This window comes from Pseudoalteromonas sp. SANK 73390 (genome assembly GCF_054966645.1).
This window is the reverse complement of sequence record NZ_ARPN01000161.1, coordinates 1-21,535: the sequence shown is the minus strand read 5'-3', so window position 1 is coordinate 21,535 and position 21,535 is coordinate 1. Positions and strand designations below refer to the sequence as shown.

Sequence of the window (21,535 nt, the reverse complement as noted above, 5' to 3'; positions counted from 1 at the left end):
GAGACACCGCATGCTTGAGTATTTTGTAACTGCATTATTACTACTGGTGCCACTTGCACCAATGATAATTGGCTTTTGGTCTGGCTGGACTGTACAAAACGACACCCTTATTGCTAAAAAAGCGCTGCTGTGCTTGAAAATAAGTATTACATCCTTTGCTGTCTTGGCTGCTATTTCACTACTTTCGTCGACGAGTGTTACTCCTGATCTTTGGCGCTTAACCCCTTTAACTTGGGTGATCACCACGTTGGTACTGGGGATAGGATTTGTCGTCACGCGCTTTAGTCGCCAATATATGTATGGCGAACCCCGTCTTGGTTATTACTATCGCTGGCTTTTGCTTACATTATCGGCGGTATTAATCACCGTACTCGCTAATAATTTACTGCTATTGCTATTTGGCTGGGTGTTAATCAGCCTCTCTTTGCACAGGTTACTGGTGTTTTACCCTAACCGAGCGAGAACCCAACTCGCTGCTCATAAAAAATTCATTACTGCTCGTATCAGTGAGCTCAGCCTAGCACTGGCATTTTGGCTACTTTACGAACAGACAGGTAGCGCCAATATCACCACCATTTTAAACATGCTACAAACAGGCGGCCTCGCACCATCAACGAGTCTTACCTTAGCCGCGTGTTTAATCGCACTCACAGCCATACTTAAATGCGCACAATTGCCGGTTCATGGTTGGCTTATTCAAGTGGTGGATGCACCCACTCCAGTCAGTGCTTTGTTACATGCTGGCGTCATTAATTTAGGCGGTTATTTATTAATATTATTTTCCCCGGTTATGCAGCAAAGCCCGTTGGCAAATAGCTTACTGCTGGGGGTAGCGGGTATCAGTTTGTTGTTAAGCGCGCTTATCATGCAAACCCGCGTGAGTATTAAGGTTAAGCTTGCTTGGTCAACCAGCGCCCAAATGGGCTTTATGCTGGTTGAATGTGCATTGGGCTTTTATGAACTGGCGCTATTGCACCTTGTTGCCCATTCGCTTTACAAAGCGCATGCCTTTTTATTTGCCGGTAGCACCGTACAGCAATATCAACATGTATTACTCGCGCAGCAAAATAACCTCTCTTACACCCGATTGGCTTTAAGTGCCATAGCTGGTGGTATGTTAGCATTCGGCGCTTCATTACTGGTACATAGTGCTTGGTCACTGTGGCTATTACTCGGTATTGGGCTGAGTTTTCATATATATGCCCAAGCTTACTCAATCAAAAACCAGCTTTTGGCACTGCTAGGCTCTGTACTGATGACTGCACTCATTGTTACTTGGAAATTATTTGCCAGCAGCTGGTTTGGTTTACCCGAAGTAAAAACTGTGAGTATTTGGGCTGATATGTACTTAATAATTATTGTTATTGCACTGCTTGTACTCACTCAAGCCTTAAGCAAAAAGCAAAAAAATGGCGCAACCTCTGGTTTGCAAAATGCCTTTTTTGCAGGCTTGTACCTTGATGAGTGGTTTACCCGCTTTACCCAACGCGTGTGGCCTATCAACTTAACACCTGCGAATATAACACACTCACATAATGCCAAATAAGGACTTGACGATGAATACTGCGTTAAATACAGCACACTTATCAAAAACGCCTGCGTTGCTTGAAACACTGCAAAACGTCAGTCTACAAGTTGCACCGAGTTGGCCGCTTGATCAAATGATAGCCGTTAACCCTTACTGGCAAATGCGTGATATGCCCATTGAGCAAGTAGCAACTCAACTCAAAGCCACCAGCAATATAGACTTACTTTGGCCCTGCAAGCATTATGTAGCGCAATATCATAAAGGTCACATTTCAACACAGGCGATAGAGCAAGCACTACAAGCTCATCCAACGCTTAATCATTTAAGTGTTAGTCAGTTTGTTATTGAATCAACCAACACCGCGACACTTGAGCGCCACGATATTTCTTTTACATCTTATGTGGAGCAGCAAAGTAGCAATACTCAGTTGAGCATTTCACAAGAGTTAAACTCACATATTAGCCAATTTTGTGCATGGTATTTTCAGCACCATGACAGCCAACCATCACAGCAACTCTCTGGACATTTATATTCGCAATATCAAAACTTTGTAGCGCAAGATCAAGGCTTGTCTATGCTACTTGACATTAAGGCCCTGCATAAAAAATACGCAGCCTTGCCTGAGTCTGCCCAAGCACTTATCAGCCAATGTGAACGGGCTTTTGAACTATCCAATAAAGCATGGCCTTATTACGCGCAAAATTTATTGTTGCAGCTAAATGGTTGGGCCAGCTGGGTTGCCTATCTAAATTGGCAAGCCAACCTGTATGGTAAACCAGCCGCATGGCATTTAGACCTGATTGCAATTAAATTAGGCTGGGAGCTGGTTTTATTTGAACACCTGCAACAGCAAGACAGCGCTGAATTTGTTCAAACTAACCAGCATTGGCAATTTGCGCTTGAGCATTTTGAGCCACGTTTATCGGCTATTGCTCAACATCAAAGTTATCAATTTGTTTGGTGGCGTGCCAAAGAAATAGAGTATCAAACAGCGCTGGCTAAAAAGCTGCAAACTCCAGCGCCTCAAAACCCCCAACAAAGTACGCAACTACAGGCTGTGTTTTGTATTGATGTGCGTTCAGAAGTTTTACGTCGCCATTTAGAGCGACAAGACGCACATATTGAAACACATGGGTTTGCGGGCTTTTTTTGGCCTACCTATAGAGCTTAAACTAAAAGATAACCCTTTAAAGCGACCGCAACTTCCGGGATTGCTCGCACCAGTGCTATCAGTATCCCCGATAAATACACCACATTCGCTAATTTCATCTGGCCACCAAGCTGGTAGCTGGGATCAGGTATTTAAACACCCAGCAAGCTCTCTACCAATCGTTGAAAGTGCTGGGTGGCTGGCATTGGTCAATATTATTAAACGCACTGTTTATCCAAAAAAATCTAACAAGGTACTGTGCGCGGTAGGTCAAACTGATGACTGGCTAATAGAGCAAGAGGGACTTGAGTTAAGCACGGCACAAAAAGCAGATTTAGCACAAAAAGTACTGCACTTGCTCGGCTTTAAAACCTACGCCCCTGTGGTGCTTTTGGTAGGTCATGCCAGTCACAACGAAAACAACTTACATGCCGCAAGTTTAGATTGCGGCGCATGTGGTGGCCAAAGTGGTGAAGTAAATGTACGCGTGCTGTGCGCGCTGCTAAATGATGAAAATGTGCGTAACGAGTTGGCTAACAGGCATGTTGCCCTACCAAACACTACCCGTTTCACTCCCGCGATACACAATACCACCACGGATGAGGTAACCTTGTTATCGCAAGAAAGAGAACAAATAAGCCAGTGGCTTAACCAAGCTACCATCGCCACTCAAAAAGAGCGTGCGATAAGTCAATCACAAGCTAATGAGCAAGATATACAATCGTTACCGCACACACTAAACCGCCGCCAACTTGATTGGTCAGAAACGCGCCCAGAATGGGGGCTTGCAAATAACAGTGCATTTATTATCGGCCCGCGTGAGTTAACGCGTGCCACAGATTTTAATGGCCGCACATTTTTGCACTCATATGACGAATCTCTTGATACAGACGGCAGCACCCTAGAGTTACTACTTACCGCGCCGATGCTGGTCACCAACTGGATAAATATGCAATATAATGCCTCGGTCACCGCACCAGATAAACTAGGCAGTGGTAACAAAGTGCTGCATAACGCGGTAGGTGGGCATATCGGTGTATTTGAAGGACAAGGTGGTGACCTAAGAGTAGGTTTGCCTTTGCAATCAGTACACAATGGTCATAAATGGATGCACGAACCGATGCGACTCACCGTGGTCGTACGCGCATCTAAAACCGCCCTTGAGCACATTATTAACAAACACCCAGATGTGAAACAGCTTATTGATAACGGTTGGATTTACTTATGGCAATGGTCAAATACAGGCCTGCAACAATGGTCTAATGGTAAGTGGAAAGTGCGTTAAAATAACACTATCAGCAGCGCAATAAATATCAGGTATTTATTGCGCTGCTTGCTCTCAATCAAATGAAAAAAACGAAGTTAAACACCCTCGTGTATCGATTATTTTTTTAGCGATGTTAAGTCATCAATAAGGTCTTCTAGCTCTTCAACTAAATGACGGCGTTGCTTATCAGACATACTACTGAAAATATCAGCTAAAAATTGGTAGTCATGTTGCCTATTATGGGCAATGCGCTGTTTTAGCTCAGCAGATCTCAATTGTTCTGGCTCACTCAATAAATTTAATAACCTTGCTTCAAATTCTTTATCTCTATTTGGCTGCATAAACAAGGCCTTGAGTTGCGCTTGATAGTCAATCCTATATTGATACCACAATTCAGCAGTTGTCATTTGCTTATCATACAATGTGACAATCATATTTTCTTGCTCGTCACTTAAATTACCTAACCAGCGCTCTAAGTTATTTTCTCGATTTTTCAACCAACGCTTCTTGCGCTTTTTAGCTGAGCGCTTGTCTCGTTTTTCTTTGCTGTCTAATTCTGATTCAGCCAACTGTGCAAACAACTCAAGTGCTTGCTCTTGAGTAAGCATGGGTGCCATGGCCACCAAGTCAGGTGTTAATTTATCTCTTAGTCGAACCCAGTGAGAGCGCATTTTATTTTGCAGGTTTTCAATACGCTGTGCCGAGATATTACCCGTTTCGACATCCGCTTTTATTTCATTTAGTTGAGCCACATACTTATCTAGTTCTTCACTTTTATGCCAGCTTAACCATTGCTGCAAATGCTCATCAAAGTGCTCCTCTTGCTCATCTGTCAACGAAATATAATCATCTACATACCAATAAGTCAGCCAGTCTGCATTGCGATAGGCAAACTTTGTTGAGCACCCTGCAATTGAGAGTAACGCGAGCAATATTATTATTTTTTTCATTTTTAATCCTCTAAAGCACTTAATGGCTATTAGTCTATACCTGTGCTTTGCAAAAACGGATTAAAAAAATGTCTACAAATATGTCAATGCAATACATTTGGTGTTTATCACACTCAAATATGCTTGCAAACTCACTGTTTGTAGCGATTATTGCAAAATATAGTGAGTACTTTTTGTTACAAATGCCTTATTGCACACACTTAAATGACTTTAATGCAGCCAAAGCCTGTGATGCTTTTTCAGTTTGTACAAAAATATGGTCATGATAAAACCCAGCTATAACATTTGCACTGATATCATAGCTTGCCAATTTATTTGCAAAAGCAGCGGTTAGCCCTACGGCATCTAGGCTTGAATGGACGCTTAACGTAATACATTTAAATACCGACTCATAGGAGTAATTAAATTGATCAGCCATAGATTTGGTAACTACCAGCGTCATGCCTTCTTGCTCCAAAAACATCGCCTTTGGGCTTAATTGTGCGGCATCGCCATATTGACCACCGGCAACACTAATAAACACATACTCCTCATCCAAAAGCTCAGGCTCCATGGTGCTAAGTAATATGGCTAAGTTAGTTTCTCCTGACATTACGACCTCTATTTGTTCATTAATTTTTTAACTACGTAATAATTACGCGTGAATCCTCAATAGCCAGTCAGCTCAGCGTACCCTTTTCCTTCAAAGCCACCCGTTGCTGTCACACGTCCTTCCCAATATGGAAATATCAGCTTGTTTCGCGCATCTTTTGTTACCGTTTCAATAACGATTGGCTTGTGACCTTTTAGAGTAACTTGCCATTTACTCGGATATTGGCTGCCATCAAGCTTAATATGTTCAAGTACTGACAAGGAAATATGCGCTTTAGGGATAGCGCTAGTCTGACCATCTTTTGCTATGTGTGTGCCACTACAATACTCATAATTTTGCGCTTTGCCGCGAATACAAAACAACATTAAGCCCTGCTTATTTGGTGTGTCACTGACCAAGCTAAACCAGTCCCAACCAAGCTGCTGCTTATCAATTAAACTGGCTGACCACTCTCTGTCATACCAAGCGTTGCCAGTCACTTTATACGTCTTTCCGGCAAAGGTTACACTGCCATTAACGTCTAAAAACGGGTAGCTAAAATAATACGACGCATGGCCACTTTGCGTTTTTTGACTATAGCCTTGCTCTCCATGCAAGGTAATTGGGCTGTTACTTAATGATAAATCAACGCCCTCCCCCTCATACACAGCTTGTAGTCGAAGGGGTAAAAAGTCATCACCTACACTGCTTAAATGCCAATCATCAATTTTGGCACTAAATGGCACGCTGCTTATTTGCGCTTGCTGTGCACGGGCAAAGCGTTCATAGGCTTTATGCTGTTGTTTGTGTTGAACGGCAAAATGAGCAAAATACAGATTATTATCCCACCAAGGGGAATTTATTTTACTTGGTAATAGCGCGCGAAATAACGTCCATTGCACACCAAAGCTCTCACCACTTTCGCTTTGCAAATTAGCGGTTACATACCACCACTCAATACCTTGTTCCACATGCGGGCCATGATCTTTAGGAAACACCAAAGGCAGGCCTTTTTTAACCACAGCTCCCTGCGCTGAATGCCAAGCATGCTGGTTAGGTTGATTTGGTTGGCATGCCCACAGTAATACACATGGCAATATTAGCCACAACTTCGAAACCATATTATGAGCGCTCCTTTGCACACAGTTGCGTTAATCTAGCGACAGGCAAGTACGCGCATGCCACAGCGACCAACACCAGCGTTAGGCAGGTTAAAAGTAGTGCGCCCACATCTAAGCTAAAATAAATCGTCCAACCGAATGCTATCGGCATCACAAACTCCAGTAACGCCATGCCTAATAGTAAACCTAATGGAATCGCAAAACAGGCCGTAAATAAAACAATACCCGCCGTTTGTAGTAGCTTCATAACCAGCATTTGTTGGCGTGTTACCCCTAAATTTCTAAGCACCACGAGCTGCTTTAATTGCTGTGCACTGAGACTAAGTAGGCTGGTGCATAAACTTGCCAGTGCAATGGCTAAAATAAAGCCATTGAGCGCTTTAGTCACGACAAACGTGTCGTCAAATAATGATTTGGCAATGCTTTTAAAGCGCTGATTAGGTGTAATTTGTGTGCTTTCAATATGCAGCTCATTGACAAGATATTCACTAAACTGGGCAACAGAAGTGGTACTAGCAAGCTTTATTGCATAACCATAAAAAACGCTATGTAGGCCACTTTCTCGCATTCGCGTTTCAAGCGTTAACAACGACATGCTTGGGTTACCATAATCGTAAAAAAAACCGCTAACACGGCAAGTAAAATGTTGTTCATTTTGTATAAATGTCAGTGTTTTACCTAGTTCAACACCATATTTAATTGCACTTTGCTCATTAGCTAAACAACCATTGTGTTTGAAGTGCTCTATGCTTACCCGCTCACCCGTTGTCATCGAAATATGTTGATAAAACTGTGCGTTTTTACCATAACTGGCCAACTTGGTTGGTTGAGTGCCCACTCGCCCCTCGCTTTGCAAGTAACTACTCAATAGTGCAACCTGTGAATGTGCTTTTAACTCACTAACAAGGGCATTATTTTGTGCTTTTAGAGGCAAGTAAATATCGGCGCTGAGTTGTTTTTCTAAGTGTGCATTAAGCGTTTCGCTAAAGCTTTTTACCATCACTTGCATACCAATGGCACTACCCAAGGCCACTAAAATTGCCACAATAGCGATATGTAAATCTTTAAGATGTGTGCGAGTATCAGCATGTAACCATTGATAAAGTGGGTTAGTTAGCGAAAGAGGTATCCAAAGCAAAGCCCTTAAACATTTTGGTACTAACAATACAAACAACAGCATTAAACACAAACATAATGCCAGCGCTTGAAACTCAGTATGTGCAAACAGGCTTAGCCAAATAAGCAACGCAGTTATAACCACTAATATCAGGTAAAAAAAAGCGTTACTTTGTTGTGCAAAGCGCCTAGTTTGCGCCACCAACATCACAACCAATGCCATTAAATTAAGAGCAAACCCCAGTAATACATTAAACCACTGCCAACTAACAACCAATGCCTTATCAAGCTGATATAATCCAACTAAAGTGCGATTAACATCAATAACCAGCGCATTAGCAATCACAAAACCACCCAATGTACCCAGCAAAGCAGTTAGCAAACTCAAAGCGACTAATTCAATTGCTAGACTGACTGATATACCGAGTTTGGTACACCCCAATAAATGCATTTGTGTTAGCAGTTTTTCTCTTGCACTGAGTGTCAACTTAATTGCATTAAAGCTTAAAAATGCCGCCACCACATAACCTAACATGGCTAATGCACTTAAATTAAAAAAGAAAGCTTGAGATAACACATCAAAATTTTGCTGATCAGCACGTACTAACTGAGCTTTGCCATCAAGCAGCTTTTTAGCAACAGCGGCTTGTTCTTGCGATAAATCTGACAGCTCAATGAAACTCAGCTTTCCTTGAGCATTTAGTAGTTGATCCGCATAAGCAATATCAGTAATCGCCCAAAGCCCTATGCCCTCTTGAAAACGAATATCAGGTTGGCCCTGTTTATGCTCAAAATTAAACTCAACCCACTTTCTCGAATCACTATAAAGGCGAGGTTTAAACTGCGAGTCTACTAACAATGTTGATAAAGAAAACTCGGCATCAGGTTGCCCTTTACCTGCTTGTTGCTGCAATTGATTGGGCATATTGTTGGACATAGTTATCCACTGCAACGTATCCACCCCCTGTATCGCTATATTTTGTCCGTTTTCAGTGGTTAAATTTCCTCGTAGCACAGGCCAAGCATTAACAAAACCATGTCTGCGTAACGATAGCCATATTTGACCATTGATATAAGATTGACCAATAAGCGGCTTTACAATATGAGACACCGGGCTGTTTACTAAAGCAGAAGAGTGCTCATAACGCGTTTTTGCTTCTTGGTTTAACCCTGTAATTGCTGTGAGCAATGCGCTGCCCAAGCTAAAACCCAACACAAACAATGCCAGCAGCCAAGGGTGGCGGCGATAAAATGCGATATGTGTCGCAATAACTAATTTTATCTCGTTATTCAAACTGACCATCTCTTAGCACTTTCACATTATCAAAGTAGTCAGTGAGTTGGTGACTATGCGTTACCATTACTAAACTTATTTGCCGTGCTTGGCATAACTCCATCAGCAATTTAACCACTTGATGAGAGCGTTGCTGATCTAGGTTCCCGGTAGGCTCATCAGCAAGAATAATGCTTGGTTTATTCAAAATGGCTCGGGCGATCCCTACACGCTGCTGCTCTCCCCCAGATAACTGATGGGGCAACGCGCTTAATTTATTATATAAACCCAACTTTTGAAGTAATTCATCAAATTGTGCTGGCACTTGATCAGTAAAGTTCAAGTTATGCTGAAATAAAATATTTTGCTTTACCGTTAGACAGTCAAGTAGTTGATAATGCTGAAATATAAGGCCAATTTTACGGCGATACAATGCCAATTGCTGCTCATTTAACTGAGACAACTCTAAGCCATTTACTTTAACCGAGCCGCTGTCGGGCTTGAGTAAACCAGCAAGAATATGCAATAAAGTGGTCTTACCACAACCACTGTCACCCAATAAAGCCAAATGCTGTGCCTGAGGTACATCAAGAGTGAGTCCATTCAAAATAGTATGCCTTTCACCCCCATCAGCGCGGCTAAAAAACAAATTTGATACTTCTATCACGATATCTCCTTTAAGTTATGAGCAAAGTCTAACATCGTGCATAATAAATAAACACCTGCCTCTAAAAAGCACAATGTACATCGCTTATTAAAGCTCTTATGTGCCTATCAAAACGGTACACTGTTTGTCTCAATACAAATCACTGGTCAGCAACTAAAAAACCCCTATTGTCTAGCCCATATTATACAAACTCGTATTTCATCAAATATATAGGGCCATTGCACACGCGTGTATTAATTGTGGGAGCAGGTATCGCTGGAAGTGCTTTATTTAGATGATATTGTATTCGACTTATTTTGACCGATGAGTATCAACGTAACCTCAAAGCCAATAATGTGTAAAGAACGGCCCTCTTAATAACAACTTATCGGCACATTAACAAAGCATATAGCTCAGCTAACTATTTCTTACCTATACGTTTAAAGTCTTTATCAATAAACGCCAATGACCTTACTGGCCTTGCCTATTTTTATCACACTTGGGCAACATACAAGATTTTCCAAATCACTCTAATTTTATATAATTGGACAAAACGCCATACAAAATATTTAAGTCTATAGGTTTAGGTATGTGAGCATTAAAGCCTTGTTCTAAATAGCGATTAACATCTTCAACCATAACGTTTGCAGTCAAGGCGATAACAGGAGTTGCGCGATTGATCAGGCTAATTTCGTGTTGTGCCTGAACGCCGTCCATTATAGGCATATTGATATCCATTAGAACTAAGTCAAATTTTTGCTCTTTAAAAGCCTCAACAGCTAAAGAGCCATTGTCAACAAGCACAAGTTCAGCTTTAGTACCTTTCAACATGGTCGATATAAGTATCTGATTTATTTTGTTATCTTCTGCAACAAGCACATGCTTTCCTTTTAAATCAGGCGGGTTAAGTGACTTTTTGAACGTCATCTCTGGTTTATTTGATGCTCTAGCAAGTGGCAATATAACGTCAATCATGGTGCCACGACCAAGTTCACTGGCTAATTTTAACGAACCTTGCATCATTTTCACTAAACTCAGCGTGATAGACATCCCCAAGCCCGTACCACCATACTGCCTTGTCGTTGAAGTATCTGCTTGTGAAAATCTATCAAATATGCGTGCTTGAACCTCTGAACTCATGCCAATACCTGAGTCTTTAATGCTTATTTGAACCGCTTGCTCATTTTTATATGCAATGCAACTGAGCTTAATCTTAACAGTACCTTGATGAGTAAATTTAACCGCATTAGAGGTCAAATTTAACAGTATCTGTTTTATCCTAACCAGATCGCCAACCCAACCATCCAGATAATTTTCATCAACTGAGACGATAAAATCTATGCCTTTATTACTTATCAACGAATCGAGGTCGTACTTAACGGACTCTATAACATCCAACAGTAAAAGGGGCGCATACTCTAGTTCAATCTTATTTGACTCAATCTTCGAGTAATCCAAAATATCGTTGATAATTGTCAGTAGGCTCTTAGCTGAAAAAGCTGCATTATCGAGTACTTTGCGTAAATCAGGTTTTAATTCGGTATTTTGTAGTAACTGTAAGCCGCCTAAAATTGCATTCATTGGGGTGCGGATCTCATGGCTCATATTTGCTAAAAATTCACCCTTTGCTTTAGCTGAATTCTCAGCCTCTTTTTTAGCCGCTTCTAGTTTCTCAATCGCATTAATTTTATCCGTTACATCATAATTAACGCCAATTACTTTTATCGGTTTGCCTGTATTGTCTTTAATCACTTCAGCACTGGCTTTTAATGTTCTTACGTTTTTATTTGGATGAATAACTCTAAACTCTGGATCGTAAATTGTATTTTCAGTAAGTGCTTTTTGCAGTGACGCCTTTGCATAGGTTATGTCATCAGGGTGTACAGCCTGCTCCCAATATTCGTACGCCCCTGAGAATTGGCTTTTCGGCACACCATACAACTTAAACATCCAGTCATCCCAAATGAGCTCATTTGATATGAGATCCCATTCCCACACACCAATACCAGCAGAATCGTTTGCCAGCTGCATTCTAAAAGCAAAAGAGTCAGCCTGCTCCCTAGCTTTGTGTATTTTTGCTTCCGCCTCTTTTTGTTGCGATGTATCTTGAACTACTGACCAGATAAAATCGTCACCGTTACTATCGGTTATCATTATGCCAGACAATAACACCGGAAAGTGGTTTCCTTTTTTATGAATATACTCTTTATGATATGGACCATAGCGCCCTTTTTCTTGCATATCACAAAGTTGCTCACGCTCTTGTTCTTCATACTTTCGAGGTGTTAACGCCCAGTAATCCATGCTATTTAATTCATCAACAGAATACCCCGTCATGCTACCAAACTCTTTATTCACATAATGAAAAGCGCCATCTTTCATAGCATTAATAGCAATACCAATTGGTGCTAAATTAACAAAGAGTTCAAATTTTTCTTTCTCTTGTTGATACGCTTTTTTGTAGCGTTCGATGCTTGACTGAGCTTCATCTAATAACGCTCTAGCTGCCATTAATTCAGATATATCTCTGCCTATCGCAAGTATTAGGTTCTCACCTTGTATTTGAAATGCACTTAAAGAAACTAAACACGGAAAAATAGAACCATCAAGCCGAGAATGACGCCATTGAAATAGCTGGGGTCCTTCAGTAAAAGCTTTTTCGATATACTCTTGAGCTAATACTGCTGAAGGATTACCACAAGGTTGATATTGCGGTGAAATATCAGAAGGTGAAAGGTCCAAAAAGTTGTTTTTATCTAAAACACCGTGCATTTTTACTGCAGATTGATTGCACTCAACAAATTTACCTGAACTTAGGTCAATAATCGATAATGCATCACCTGAAGTATCAAAAAGCTCTTTATATTTATCTCTTTCAAAAGACATTCTAGCCAGCTGCGTTCTTAGTTCTTTATTTTCTTGTTCCAAGCTCTTTTGGTGTCTACCTGACATATGCAACCTTGAGACTGACGTATATGATTAAAAATTTCACTTTAGTATTGTCAAGAGCACTATCTTGGTCAATATAAATTAGCAACCCTTTTATAGCATTACCTTATTTTTGGCTATATGTGTATTGAGGTATGATATGGACCCCCACAAATGACAAAAATAAAAAGCGAAAAAGGTCAGCTATGTAAGCTGACCTAAATAGAAATGTTTATTTATGGACGCAACTGTATTTCCTGTACGGTATTCTCATCAATTAGCGAACTTGAGTAATACAGTGGAATACTACCGTCTGCAGCCCATTCATTAGCAAGGTTTTGGTAAAATGGGCTACTAGGATTGCCCGATTGTCCTGGAGCATTCATCACTTTTGAGTTGTCCCACTCACCCACATCAATTACCATTCGCCAAGTTGTGCCCGCAACAGTTGAAAAGTTGCCTGTTAAGTTATAGGCATGCCAATTTGCGTTAACGGTATCCATGGAGCCTCCTCGGCTGAGGTTTTGCCATGGGTTGAAGTAGCTTTGCAATGGCGCTGGTAGTAATGGCGTAATAGGGTGAACCAACCTTGCCGCATGACTTTGCCCCCATTGAGACGTTAAATTTTCGGAATCTGCTGCACATGCCAATAAAGTTTGTGTCACTAAGTTTGTCATTTGCGCTTTGCTCAACACCGCTTCTGAATTAAATGCATTTTTTACCATATCAAGTAGCTCGGCTTGGTCACCAAAACTAGACAAATCCGCTAAATAAGCAAATGCTTCGGTTGGCACTAACATGCTGAGCATACTTGGTCGCAAATAGCGATGCCACCAAGTACTAAAAAAGTGCGCTTGGGTTGAAGATGTAGCAAGATCCTTATCCCATAGTTGCAAGTCGATTAATAACTGTTGTGCAATAGAATTTGAAATACTAGCAAGTGGAATTGCTGCAATTAGTTCTGTAGCGGGAATCGAGTACGTATCTGCTTGCAGTGCTAAGCTATCATCAATACCGTGCTCATTGCTATTATCAAGCACTTCTTCGATGCGACGAAAGCGGTAATCTCCCGCCCATTCGTATCCAATATGAAATGGTAAGCTTGATGAAAAATTCATTTCATTGGCAGAGGCAACCCACCCTTTTTGGGGGTTATACTCAAAAGGTAAAAATTCAATTGGAATGCGCCATGTCCACTCATATTTGCCATTACCCGGCACAGGCAATAACCCATCCCAATTTGAACGATACGGTACGTAACCCGCAGTCTTTAATGCAATATTACCTTGTATATCAGCAAAAACATGGTTCTCTGATGGGTTTTTAAACGCACCAAGTGCACGGCGATACTGCCACCAATTGCGGGCTTTTTGATACTCTAAACTCGCTAAATAAGGCACCATACCCGGCTCTAGCCACGCAGCTTTAATAGCATAGAGTACATTATTAGCATCATCGCGATAAATCACCGGTCCATGCTGTGTAAACTCCAACGTAACAAGTTCGTCTTGCTGTCCTTTTACTGGAATTGATTCTGTAATGGCCTCTATGTTTTGCCAATAGTGGCGATATTGATATGCATTTTTATCATTCGGGTTAAGATCATAAAAATATAAATCTTCTTGGTCGGCAGAAAAAACCGTAAAGCCAAACGCAATATGGCCATTATGACCGAGTGAAACGCCGGGTATGTACGGTTCACCAGCACCTATCACATTCATCGTGTCAGATTTTAAGTGCACGGCATAACGACCAGATGGCACTGAATTTACCCGATGTGGATCAGAGGCTAAAATTGCACGACCGGTGCTTGTATTTGACGGTGATATTGCCCAATTGTTGCTGCCAAGCTGTCTTTGTGCGCTTGCGGTCAATGCCTCATCTTCCACTTGTTGTAACAAGGCTTTTACAGCTTGCCCTGCAGGCAGTGATGTTGAGGCTGCTTGAATTTGCTGTGAAGAAAACCTTACCCCTGATGTTGCCAACGTGTATAACTTAAGCACATCATCAGGCAATGAGTCATAGCTAACTCCATCAGGTACTGCAGTGTTATGCTCAGGTTCAAGCTTTACCCGTAAAGCATCCAGCTCAAGACTAAAGTCACGGACCATTTTTGCGCGTGTCACTTCACTATTAACATTTCGACTTAAGCCATGGCTACGAATTTTTAGAATATCATCCGCATGCCACCTCGTTGGCTGATACTCTAAAAGGCTAAATTCTACAGGCAACGCCACGGTGCCCGCATCTATCTGATCAATATAGTAGTTTATTCCTGCTACAAAGCTTTCAAGGGCTGTCGCAGCGCCAAAACCATATTGCCAACGCTCATGTTTGATGTTGCCCCGAAAAAGAAATAATCGACTGGCTTTATCCTGCTCTATAAAGGCTGGGCCAAATGCCTGTGATAAAAGGCCCAACCCTTTCCTACGCCATAAATCTATTTGCCAAAGCCTTTCTCTTGCTATATTAAAGCCTTGCGCAAAATACACGTCACTGTCGCTGCGAGCTGTAATATGCGCAATACCAAACTTGTCGATTTGTATTTTTGCAGGGGCGCTTAACTGCTCCGCTTTTAATACGGTCGATTCAATTAGCGGCACTTTAGGTGCGACACTCTTATTCGCGGCAGCGGTTAATGGAAAAAACCCCATTAACATAGCAATACCTATTTTAGTTTGTCGTTTCATTCAATGTTTCTCCTTAACGTTAATGTATGTAGAAAATATGCAAATCAATATTCATACTAATTTAGATTACATATGCTTTATTAAATTAATAATTTCATATTACGGGGAGTTTATTTGCATTAACATTAAACTAAAGTAGTGGCACACCAAGCTAAGTAAATTCAATGTAGCCATGATTAAATAGATTAAAAAACCTAAAATTAACATTTATTTAAATTAAATTTTGGAAAACCACAGAAACTAATGAGTAATGAGTAATGAGTAATGAGTAATGAGTAATGAGTAATGAGTAATGAGTAATAATTTAATGTTACTTTCAGTAAACAATACTGTGTTCTACTTTATGAATATAAAAAATTGACAGTCATTAATAAACTTCACATATACCTATGACTGCAGACTCCTGTGAGAAAAACATAACCACTTAAGCGCCGCTGTGGAGTGCTAAGTGAATCAGTTTTTTACAGCAAATGACTTATAACAAGTATTGCCAACTAAATAATCTTAGGTTTGGATAAGGGTTTTAAAATAGTAAATGCTTAATAACTCGAACAAAGTATCATTCAATGAATGATACTTTGTTCAATATCAAGCCGCTTTTATGCTGTAATAGCCAGCTATTACAGCATAAAAGCAACGAAAATTAGAGGGCTAAATAACTTAACTAAGCGCTTAAAACTAGGTATTTTGAACTTGAGATTCTTTTTTACCCTTATATTCTGAGCGTAACGGGGCTTTAAGAAGGGTGGCAATGGCTAAAAAAGCGACCCCAATAATTGCATTAGTATAAAAATCAAGTGACAGCCCCACTTCAAAGCCCTTTAACAACCCAACTAATAGCATCACTATCCATGATGCAACGGGCGTAAATAACAAATACCCTAATCGGCTCATGTTTTTAACTAACAAACATGCGATGCCATTACATAAAAATGCAATCACCATCGCAACCATAAATACACCGGTCAATAAACTCAACCCGAATTGAGGCGAATCGGATATACCACTGCCAAATACTGATGTGATGAAAATCCACACAGCAGCTAAAATTAAAGCTGCACCCGCTATTAAAGCAAATCCTGCACCACTTAATGCTAATTTTGGCGCTTGAGGAGCAACACGCTTATATAGCTTAAGTAGTGCAAAGATACTGGCCGATAAAGCGGTTATTGCAGGCACTGCGGCCCATAAAATTGACAACTGGTAGTCAGAATAAGCTCGTATCCATAAACAGGCGGTGTTAACCAGCATAAAACCCCCTGCGATAAGAAAAAGCTTTGCATCCCATTGCGTAGTAGGCCTATTGTTATAAATCATCGCTTTGCTCATTGTTTGCTCCGTAAGGTTTACCTTTAAAATAATGATATGTAAGTTGCCTTAACAAAGCGCTTTAATCGTCTTAATGGGCCTATTTGAACGTTTTAATTTCATTTTTATTTGTCCAATAAAATTATACTGCTCATTTTGGACGTTGGATTGCAGGTAATGTAAATGGCAAAGTATTGGCTGCTTCAAAATCCTTCTCTAAACTTGGTATTAGGTCGTGCTTATCTTTGCTGTTTTTTACAGCTGTGAGTGATGGTTTAGGCAAGGCTTCCCTGCAAAAGTTTCGTCGCACCGTTATTCTATCTGTGTTAGCCAATAACGCTGAATAAATCGTCAAAAAGTGAACTCCACCTAACTACAATACATAGTAAGAACAAACGAAATAAAACCCAACAAGAAAAAATCAAATCTTTGATTTTATTAAAAAATAAAAACATATCAAGCTGATATTCGTGAGTAAAGTAAGATTCAACCCGGTTAAAAGCATATTCTTTTAACAGTATATAATCTGAGATAATGATCTTCGTCATCTCTAATCTCAAATTGTAAGTATCATTTGTACTAAGGGCTTTAAAGGTTTAAAATACAGCCGTGCAAGTCAAAGGATATAGTACCCATTAACTTTATGTGGCTTGAGACTGTAAAGTAGTATAACATCATGAATGTATTACTAATAAAAAATTTAAGTTGAGGCCATATTCTTGAGTATTGATATTGTACCCACAGTGATTTATTCCAGCATGATGGGCATGACTATATTTGCTTTAGTTGATGTTGCAAGTAGAGATAAGCACAAACAGTCCCTCTACCTCATAGGATTATTAGCTTTATTACTGGTACATATTATTGGAGAGCTGTTTATTTATTCAGGAGCTTATCAATATGCACCTGCATTAGCTGGTTTGCAATTTCCAATTAGAATGCTGCTGGGGCCAGCCTTGTACTTTTATGCTTTTGCAACCATGTCACCTGAGAAAGCACTGCCAAAAAAAGCCCACATATTAGCGCTGCTTGGTCCTGTAATTGTCATTATTGGCATGTTGCCTTTCATTTTTGGCATCACTTCAGATGAAAAACTGGCTATGGCCAACCCTGCCACTCGAGATCCCGAGCTATTTAAAATTGCGGTGTTTACCTGTGTGTTTAGCATGTGTACGTTTATTGTGTTCACTGGTCTTTATTTAGCTGCCACATTTAAGTTGCAAAATCAGCACTGCTTACAATTAATGGAGCGATTTTCAGATATAGAAAAGCGCTCTATGAACTGGTTTAAAATAGTCTTGGTGCTGTGGGGTTTTGTATGGCTGTTCTTTTCGCTTGATTATGGCATTAGCTTTATTGGTTGGACTTGGTTTGGCTCAGGGGCTATTTTGCATCTCTTTGAAGCCTTGGTATTGGTGATCTTTTGCCACTTCGCCTTGAAACAACCCTTACTTAGCGATTCAGATAAAGGACAACCCCAAAGCAAGCAGCCACGAACTGCAACCTTAGATGAAGCAACTATGGCCCTCATTGCCAGCAAGTTAAAAAATGCAATGAGTGAAGAGGCGCTTTTCTTAGAAGAAGAGCTCTCTTTAAAGCGACTTTCAGATGTCATTTCTGTAAGTGAAAACCATATTTCAGAAACGTTTTCTCAATGCTTACATACCAACTTCTTTCAGTTTGTGAATAGCTATAGAATAAAACAGGCAATGTCTTTACTTACTAGTACAAATAAAGCGGTATCAGTAATTGCCTATGACGTAGGCTTTAACTCTAAATCTACTTTTAACACTGCATTTAAGAAAATAGCGGGTGCCACTCCTACCGCGTATAGAAGCCAAGCTAACTCATTATCAAATGAGCAAACAATAGGTTAATTCGTGCTTATTACGACAATTTATCAAGTCTAAGCTATTGATTTTCCGCGATAATGCGATAAAAAATAGCTTAGTAACTAAGCAAAATATTCGGTATCTCGTTATTCTACATGAGTCATTTAGCTCGCTAAAATGATCAATGTTTTAATAAAAACTGGTATTAAATTATGTCACAATGTTGAGAGAATATCTTTTTAAGCCTTTGAATATTAGATTTAAAAAATGTGACATTACGTAATAGCTAATGAGTACGAGCAAGCAACAGATGGCACTGATTTTTCCTTATGTGCTGGTGTTGTCTGCTAACAAAACCTTAACGAGGTAGTAAATCATATGGATAGCTCACACACTATAAAAATTAGAGCAGCCAACCCAGATGACTCTCTTTTGATTGCCACACTGCATGCTAAGAGTTGGCAAGAAAACTATCGAACTGCGATATCCAAAGAGTACTTACGCGATACTGTTTTTAACGAACGTAAACAAATTTGGCTAACTAGATTAAACCACCCAAAAATCAATCAGCTTGTTTTAATTGCACAAATCAATAATGAATTTTGCGGCTTTATTTGTTTGTATGGCAACAACCACCCTAAGTTTGGCACACTGATTGATAACCTCCATGTAAAGCCTGAAGCTAAAGGGCTAGGCGTAGGCTCAAGTTTACTATCTGCTGCCTCAAAGTGGGCACTAGCACACTATCAAACCCAAGGCTTATATCTTGAGGTACTTGCATGCAACCCCAAAGCGATTGCATTTTATGAGTCAAAAGGCGCACAGAACATAGGGTCAGGTTTTTGGCTCACACCATGTAACAACAAAACTAAAGAGTATATTTATCGCTGGAATTCGCCAGCAGATTTAATAAACAATGCTATATATTGACTATCTGCGATTGCAAGACAGTGGTTGATAGCAAGTCAAAGTTCATTACTGCCAAAATATAATCGGCAGTTGATTCCAGTACAACAGCACAATGCACAACTGTAATAGCAGTACGAGTGATGCCGAATCAAATTTTTGCGCCTTACGCAACGGCCTCTTTTGATAACAAAAGTAAAGTGATACCAACACAGAGATAGGTAATAACCCTGACAAAATAGCTAAAGAGATACTTGCTGGTGTAATGTCTCCAAACTCTAAAAATGATTGTTCTGTAAATAAATATCCCGGCAATATAAATAGCATAATATTTAATAAAATCAAACCAGTACCATACAGCTTTTCTTTATCCCATATGTATGTTCTAAATAACCCAGTCAATACAAGATATGTTAAACCAAGTATTCCAAGCGCTAAGCTAAGCCAGTAAAACACCACCGTTATTAACGAACCTTTTTGGTATGTTTTAAGGCCATTACTTAGCATGAGCTCTCCATCATCATTAACGTATGCAACGTGGGATGGCTGTGTTCGAGTAATATCTCTAAATAGATTATCACCTAATGGAAGCAGTATTTTATCTTTGCTTTGCAACGATTTTAGCGTTAAGTGGTCATTTTCAGACGCAACCCAAATAAAGTTAAAAATCATGTCAACAAATTCAAATTCGGCTCTATTATTTGGTGCCAGAAAGTAAATTCCTGTTAAACTCTCTAACTCTTGCTTTGCACCGCTAGGTAAAACGGCAGGTGCAGACGCCACAGCCAATTTCTCGATAAACAACTTATTAAATTTTTCATAGTCTGCGGTTTCACTGTCGGTGTTAATTGTGTAAAAAAAGCCTTTATTCTCTTCAGGAAATATACAAATATAAGCGCGAAAACCAAATGTAGTACCTGGATGACACATGCCAACAACACCATGCCTATCTCGAACTGCCAGCGCCAAACCATGTCCTATATTTAGCCCTGCATTATGGGCATCTGTTTTGTTAGGTAGTGATAGCATTGCCATAAGGTGCGAGGCAATAAACACCTCACCGTCCAACGTGCCATCACTTAATAAAAACGCGATAAATTTTATCATGTCCTGTGCTGTTGTTGTGAATTGCCCAGCCGCTCTTGCATACATTGGAACCGCAAGCTGTTGCACATTATTTTCGTGATAACCCATTGCCAATAATGAGCTTGCATTCATACCCTGTTGGCTCACAAATTCAAAAGTGCTGTCATCCATTTTTATAGGCTTTAATAGCTCCGTATCTAAGTAATATTCATACCGTACCGATGTTACACGCTCTATCACCATCCCAAGTAAGTTATAACCCATATTTGAATAAACGTATTGTGTACCAGGCTCAGTTCTTACACGCAACAAAGTTGGATCATCAGCTGGGAAAGCTCCCTTTAAAGGCATATTGGGTGATGGCTTCGTACTTAAAAATTGCCACATTCTGATATTGTCCAAGCCTGCGGTGTGTTCAAGTAAGTGCTTGACCCTGATAGGAGAAGTATCACACCACGGGTTAATAAAATTTAGCTCAGGAAGTAAAGATTCTACATTGGTGTTTAATGACAACTTTCCTTGTGTGATCAAGCGTAATACACCCACGGCTAATACAGACTTTGTAACCGAGCCAACATGCATCTGCGTTGTAACTTGCATTGGTTGAGAATCTGCAACATTGGCATAACCTGCAGCGCCCACCTCTATATGATTATCAACAATGGTAGACCAGCTGATCCCCACTAAGTTTTCTTTTGTTAACGCACCCGCTATTTTATTTTCAAATGTACTATTCGCTGCAGCAAAAGAAGTATTCACATAAGAAGTGAATAAAATAAATAGTAGCACTGGGTACATCACAATATTTGGCATTTTCTTCCTTATAGTACCAATTGCATTAAATAAATGACGAGACATTGCGACAAATAAATAGCTTATAAACAGGCAAAAAAATCGGTATGTCGTTATTCTACATGAGCCTTTTTAAACGCAGTTAATGAGTCATTTAGCTCGCTAGAATGATCAAGTTTTCAATAAAATTAGCATAAAAATCAAGTTGTTAACTTTGTACATTACGCTACCTACTGAGGCTCGTGCGTAAGTTCATTATATTTTATTGCCAAAGATTAATAAGGTCGCTGTGAAGCGAATGTGAAATACACATCGCAACTGACATAAACTATTATGCTGCATTGCTCATTTCGCGTAATGAATGCCTTTAA

General features: G+C 40.1%; 15 protein-coding genes. 5 read left to right on the top strand and 10 right to left on the bottom strand.

The genetic code is table 11. The annotated features are described in order from the left end of the window. The first annotated feature begins 10 nt into the window (after positions 1–10). Genes SANK73390_RS19035 through SANK73390_RS19025 form a run of 3 tightly spaced genes read left to right on the top strand, consistent with a single transcriptional unit; the run spans position 11 to position 3,963 of the window. Positions 11–1,546, top strand: coding sequence for an NADH-quinone oxidoreductase subunit L (locus SANK73390_RS19035; protein ID WP_462767944.1), 1,536 nt, complete (start codon positions 11–13; stop codon positions 1,544–1,546). 10 nt (positions 1,547–1,556) lie between these two features. Next, the gene (locus SANK73390_RS19030; protein WP_462767943.1) at positions 1,557–2,699 is read left to right on the top strand and encodes a putative inorganic carbon transporter subunit DabA; all 1,143 of its coding nucleotides are present in this window, start codon (positions 1,557–1,559) and stop codon (positions 2,697–2,699) included. Continuing rightward, positions 2,659–3,963: a putative inorganic carbon transporter subunit DabA gene (locus SANK73390_RS19025; protein ID WP_462767942.1), complete on the top strand. Its 1,305-nt coding sequence runs from the start codon at positions 2,659–2,661 to the stop codon at positions 3,961–3,963. The genes SANK73390_RS19030 and SANK73390_RS19025 overlap by 41 nt, the downstream gene beginning before the upstream one ends. A gap of 98 nt (positions 3,964–4,061) precedes the next feature. Here SANK73390_RS19025 and SANK73390_RS19020 read toward each other — a convergent pair whose 3' ends face one another. The 9 genes from SANK73390_RS19020 to SANK73390_RS18980 form a co-directional block, all read right to left on the bottom strand. Next, on the bottom strand, positions 4,062–4,895 hold the full coding sequence (locus tag SANK73390_RS19020) for a DUF6279 family lipoprotein (RefSeq protein WP_462767941.1): 834 nt from the start codon (positions 4,893–4,895) through the stop codon (positions 4,062–4,064). Between the two features lie 187 nt (positions 4,896–5,082). Continuing rightward, complete coding sequence (locus SANK73390_RS19015; protein WP_462767940.1) at positions 5,083–5,487, bottom strand: ACT domain-containing protein; 405 nt, start codon at positions 5,485–5,487, stop codon at positions 5,083–5,085. A 56-nt stretch (positions 5,488–5,543) separates the two neighbouring features. After that, a complete protein-coding gene (locus tag SANK73390_RS19010) occupies positions 5,544–6,587 on the bottom strand; it encodes a lipocalin-like domain-containing protein (protein WP_462767939.1) in 1,044 nt (347 codons plus the stop codon). A 1-nt stretch (position 6,588) separates the two neighbouring features. Further along, positions 6,589–9,006, bottom strand: coding sequence for an FtsX-like permease family protein (locus tag SANK73390_RS19005; RefSeq protein ID WP_462767938.1), 2,418 nt, complete (start codon positions 9,004–9,006; stop codon positions 6,589–6,591). After that, positions 8,990–9,643, bottom strand: coding sequence for an ABC transporter ATP-binding protein (locus SANK73390_RS19000; protein WP_261595271.1), 654 nt, complete (start codon positions 9,641–9,643; stop codon positions 8,990–8,992). The genes SANK73390_RS19005 and SANK73390_RS19000 overlap by 17 nt, the downstream gene beginning before the upstream one ends. 504 nt (positions 9,644–10,147) lie before the next feature. Next, positions 10,148–12,574, bottom strand: a complete 2,427-nt coding sequence (locus tag SANK73390_RS18995) for a PAS domain-containing hybrid sensor histidine kinase/response regulator (protein WP_462767937.1) — start codon at positions 12,572–12,574, stop codon at positions 10,148–10,150. A gap of 212 nt (positions 12,575–12,786) precedes the next feature. Further along, positions 12,787–15,240, bottom strand: coding sequence for a penicillin acylase family protein (locus SANK73390_RS18990; RefSeq protein WP_462767936.1), 2,454 nt, complete (start codon positions 15,238–15,240; stop codon positions 12,787–12,789). Positions 15,241–15,918: 678 nt separating this feature from the next. Then, on the bottom strand, positions 15,919–16,569 hold the full coding sequence (locus tag SANK73390_RS18985) for a hypothetical protein (RefSeq protein WP_462767935.1): 651 nt from the start codon (positions 16,567–16,569) through the stop codon (positions 15,919–15,921). 130 nt (positions 16,570–16,699) lie between these two features. Then, on the bottom strand, positions 16,700–16,903 hold the full coding sequence (locus tag SANK73390_RS18980; protein ID WP_462767934.1) for a hypothetical protein: 204 nt from the start codon (positions 16,901–16,903) through the stop codon (positions 16,700–16,702). Between the two features lie 364 nt (positions 16,904–17,267). On the opposite strand from SANK73390_RS18980, the gene SANK73390_RS18975 reads away from it, so the two are divergent. Together SANK73390_RS18975 and SANK73390_RS18970 are read left to right on the top strand one after the other, a co-directional pair. After that, a complete protein-coding gene (locus SANK73390_RS18975; RefSeq protein ID WP_462767933.1) occupies positions 17,268–18,425 on the top strand; it encodes a helix-turn-helix domain-containing protein in 1,158 nt (385 codons plus the stop codon). A gap of 333 nt (positions 18,426–18,758) precedes the next feature. Beyond that, positions 18,759–19,310: an N-acetyltransferase family protein gene (locus SANK73390_RS18970; RefSeq protein WP_462767932.1), complete on the top strand. Its 552-nt coding sequence runs from the start codon at positions 18,759–18,761 to the stop codon at positions 19,308–19,310. A 45-nt stretch (positions 19,311–19,355) separates the two neighbouring features. Here SANK73390_RS18970 and SANK73390_RS18965 read toward each other — a convergent pair whose 3' ends face one another. Next, positions 19,356–21,185 carry a serine hydrolase domain-containing protein gene (locus SANK73390_RS18965; RefSeq protein WP_462767931.1) on the bottom strand — a complete coding sequence of 610 codons (1,830 nt, stop codon included), beginning with the start codon at positions 21,183–21,185 and terminating at the stop codon, positions 19,356–19,358. Between the last annotated feature and the right edge of the window lie 350 nt (positions 21,186–21,535).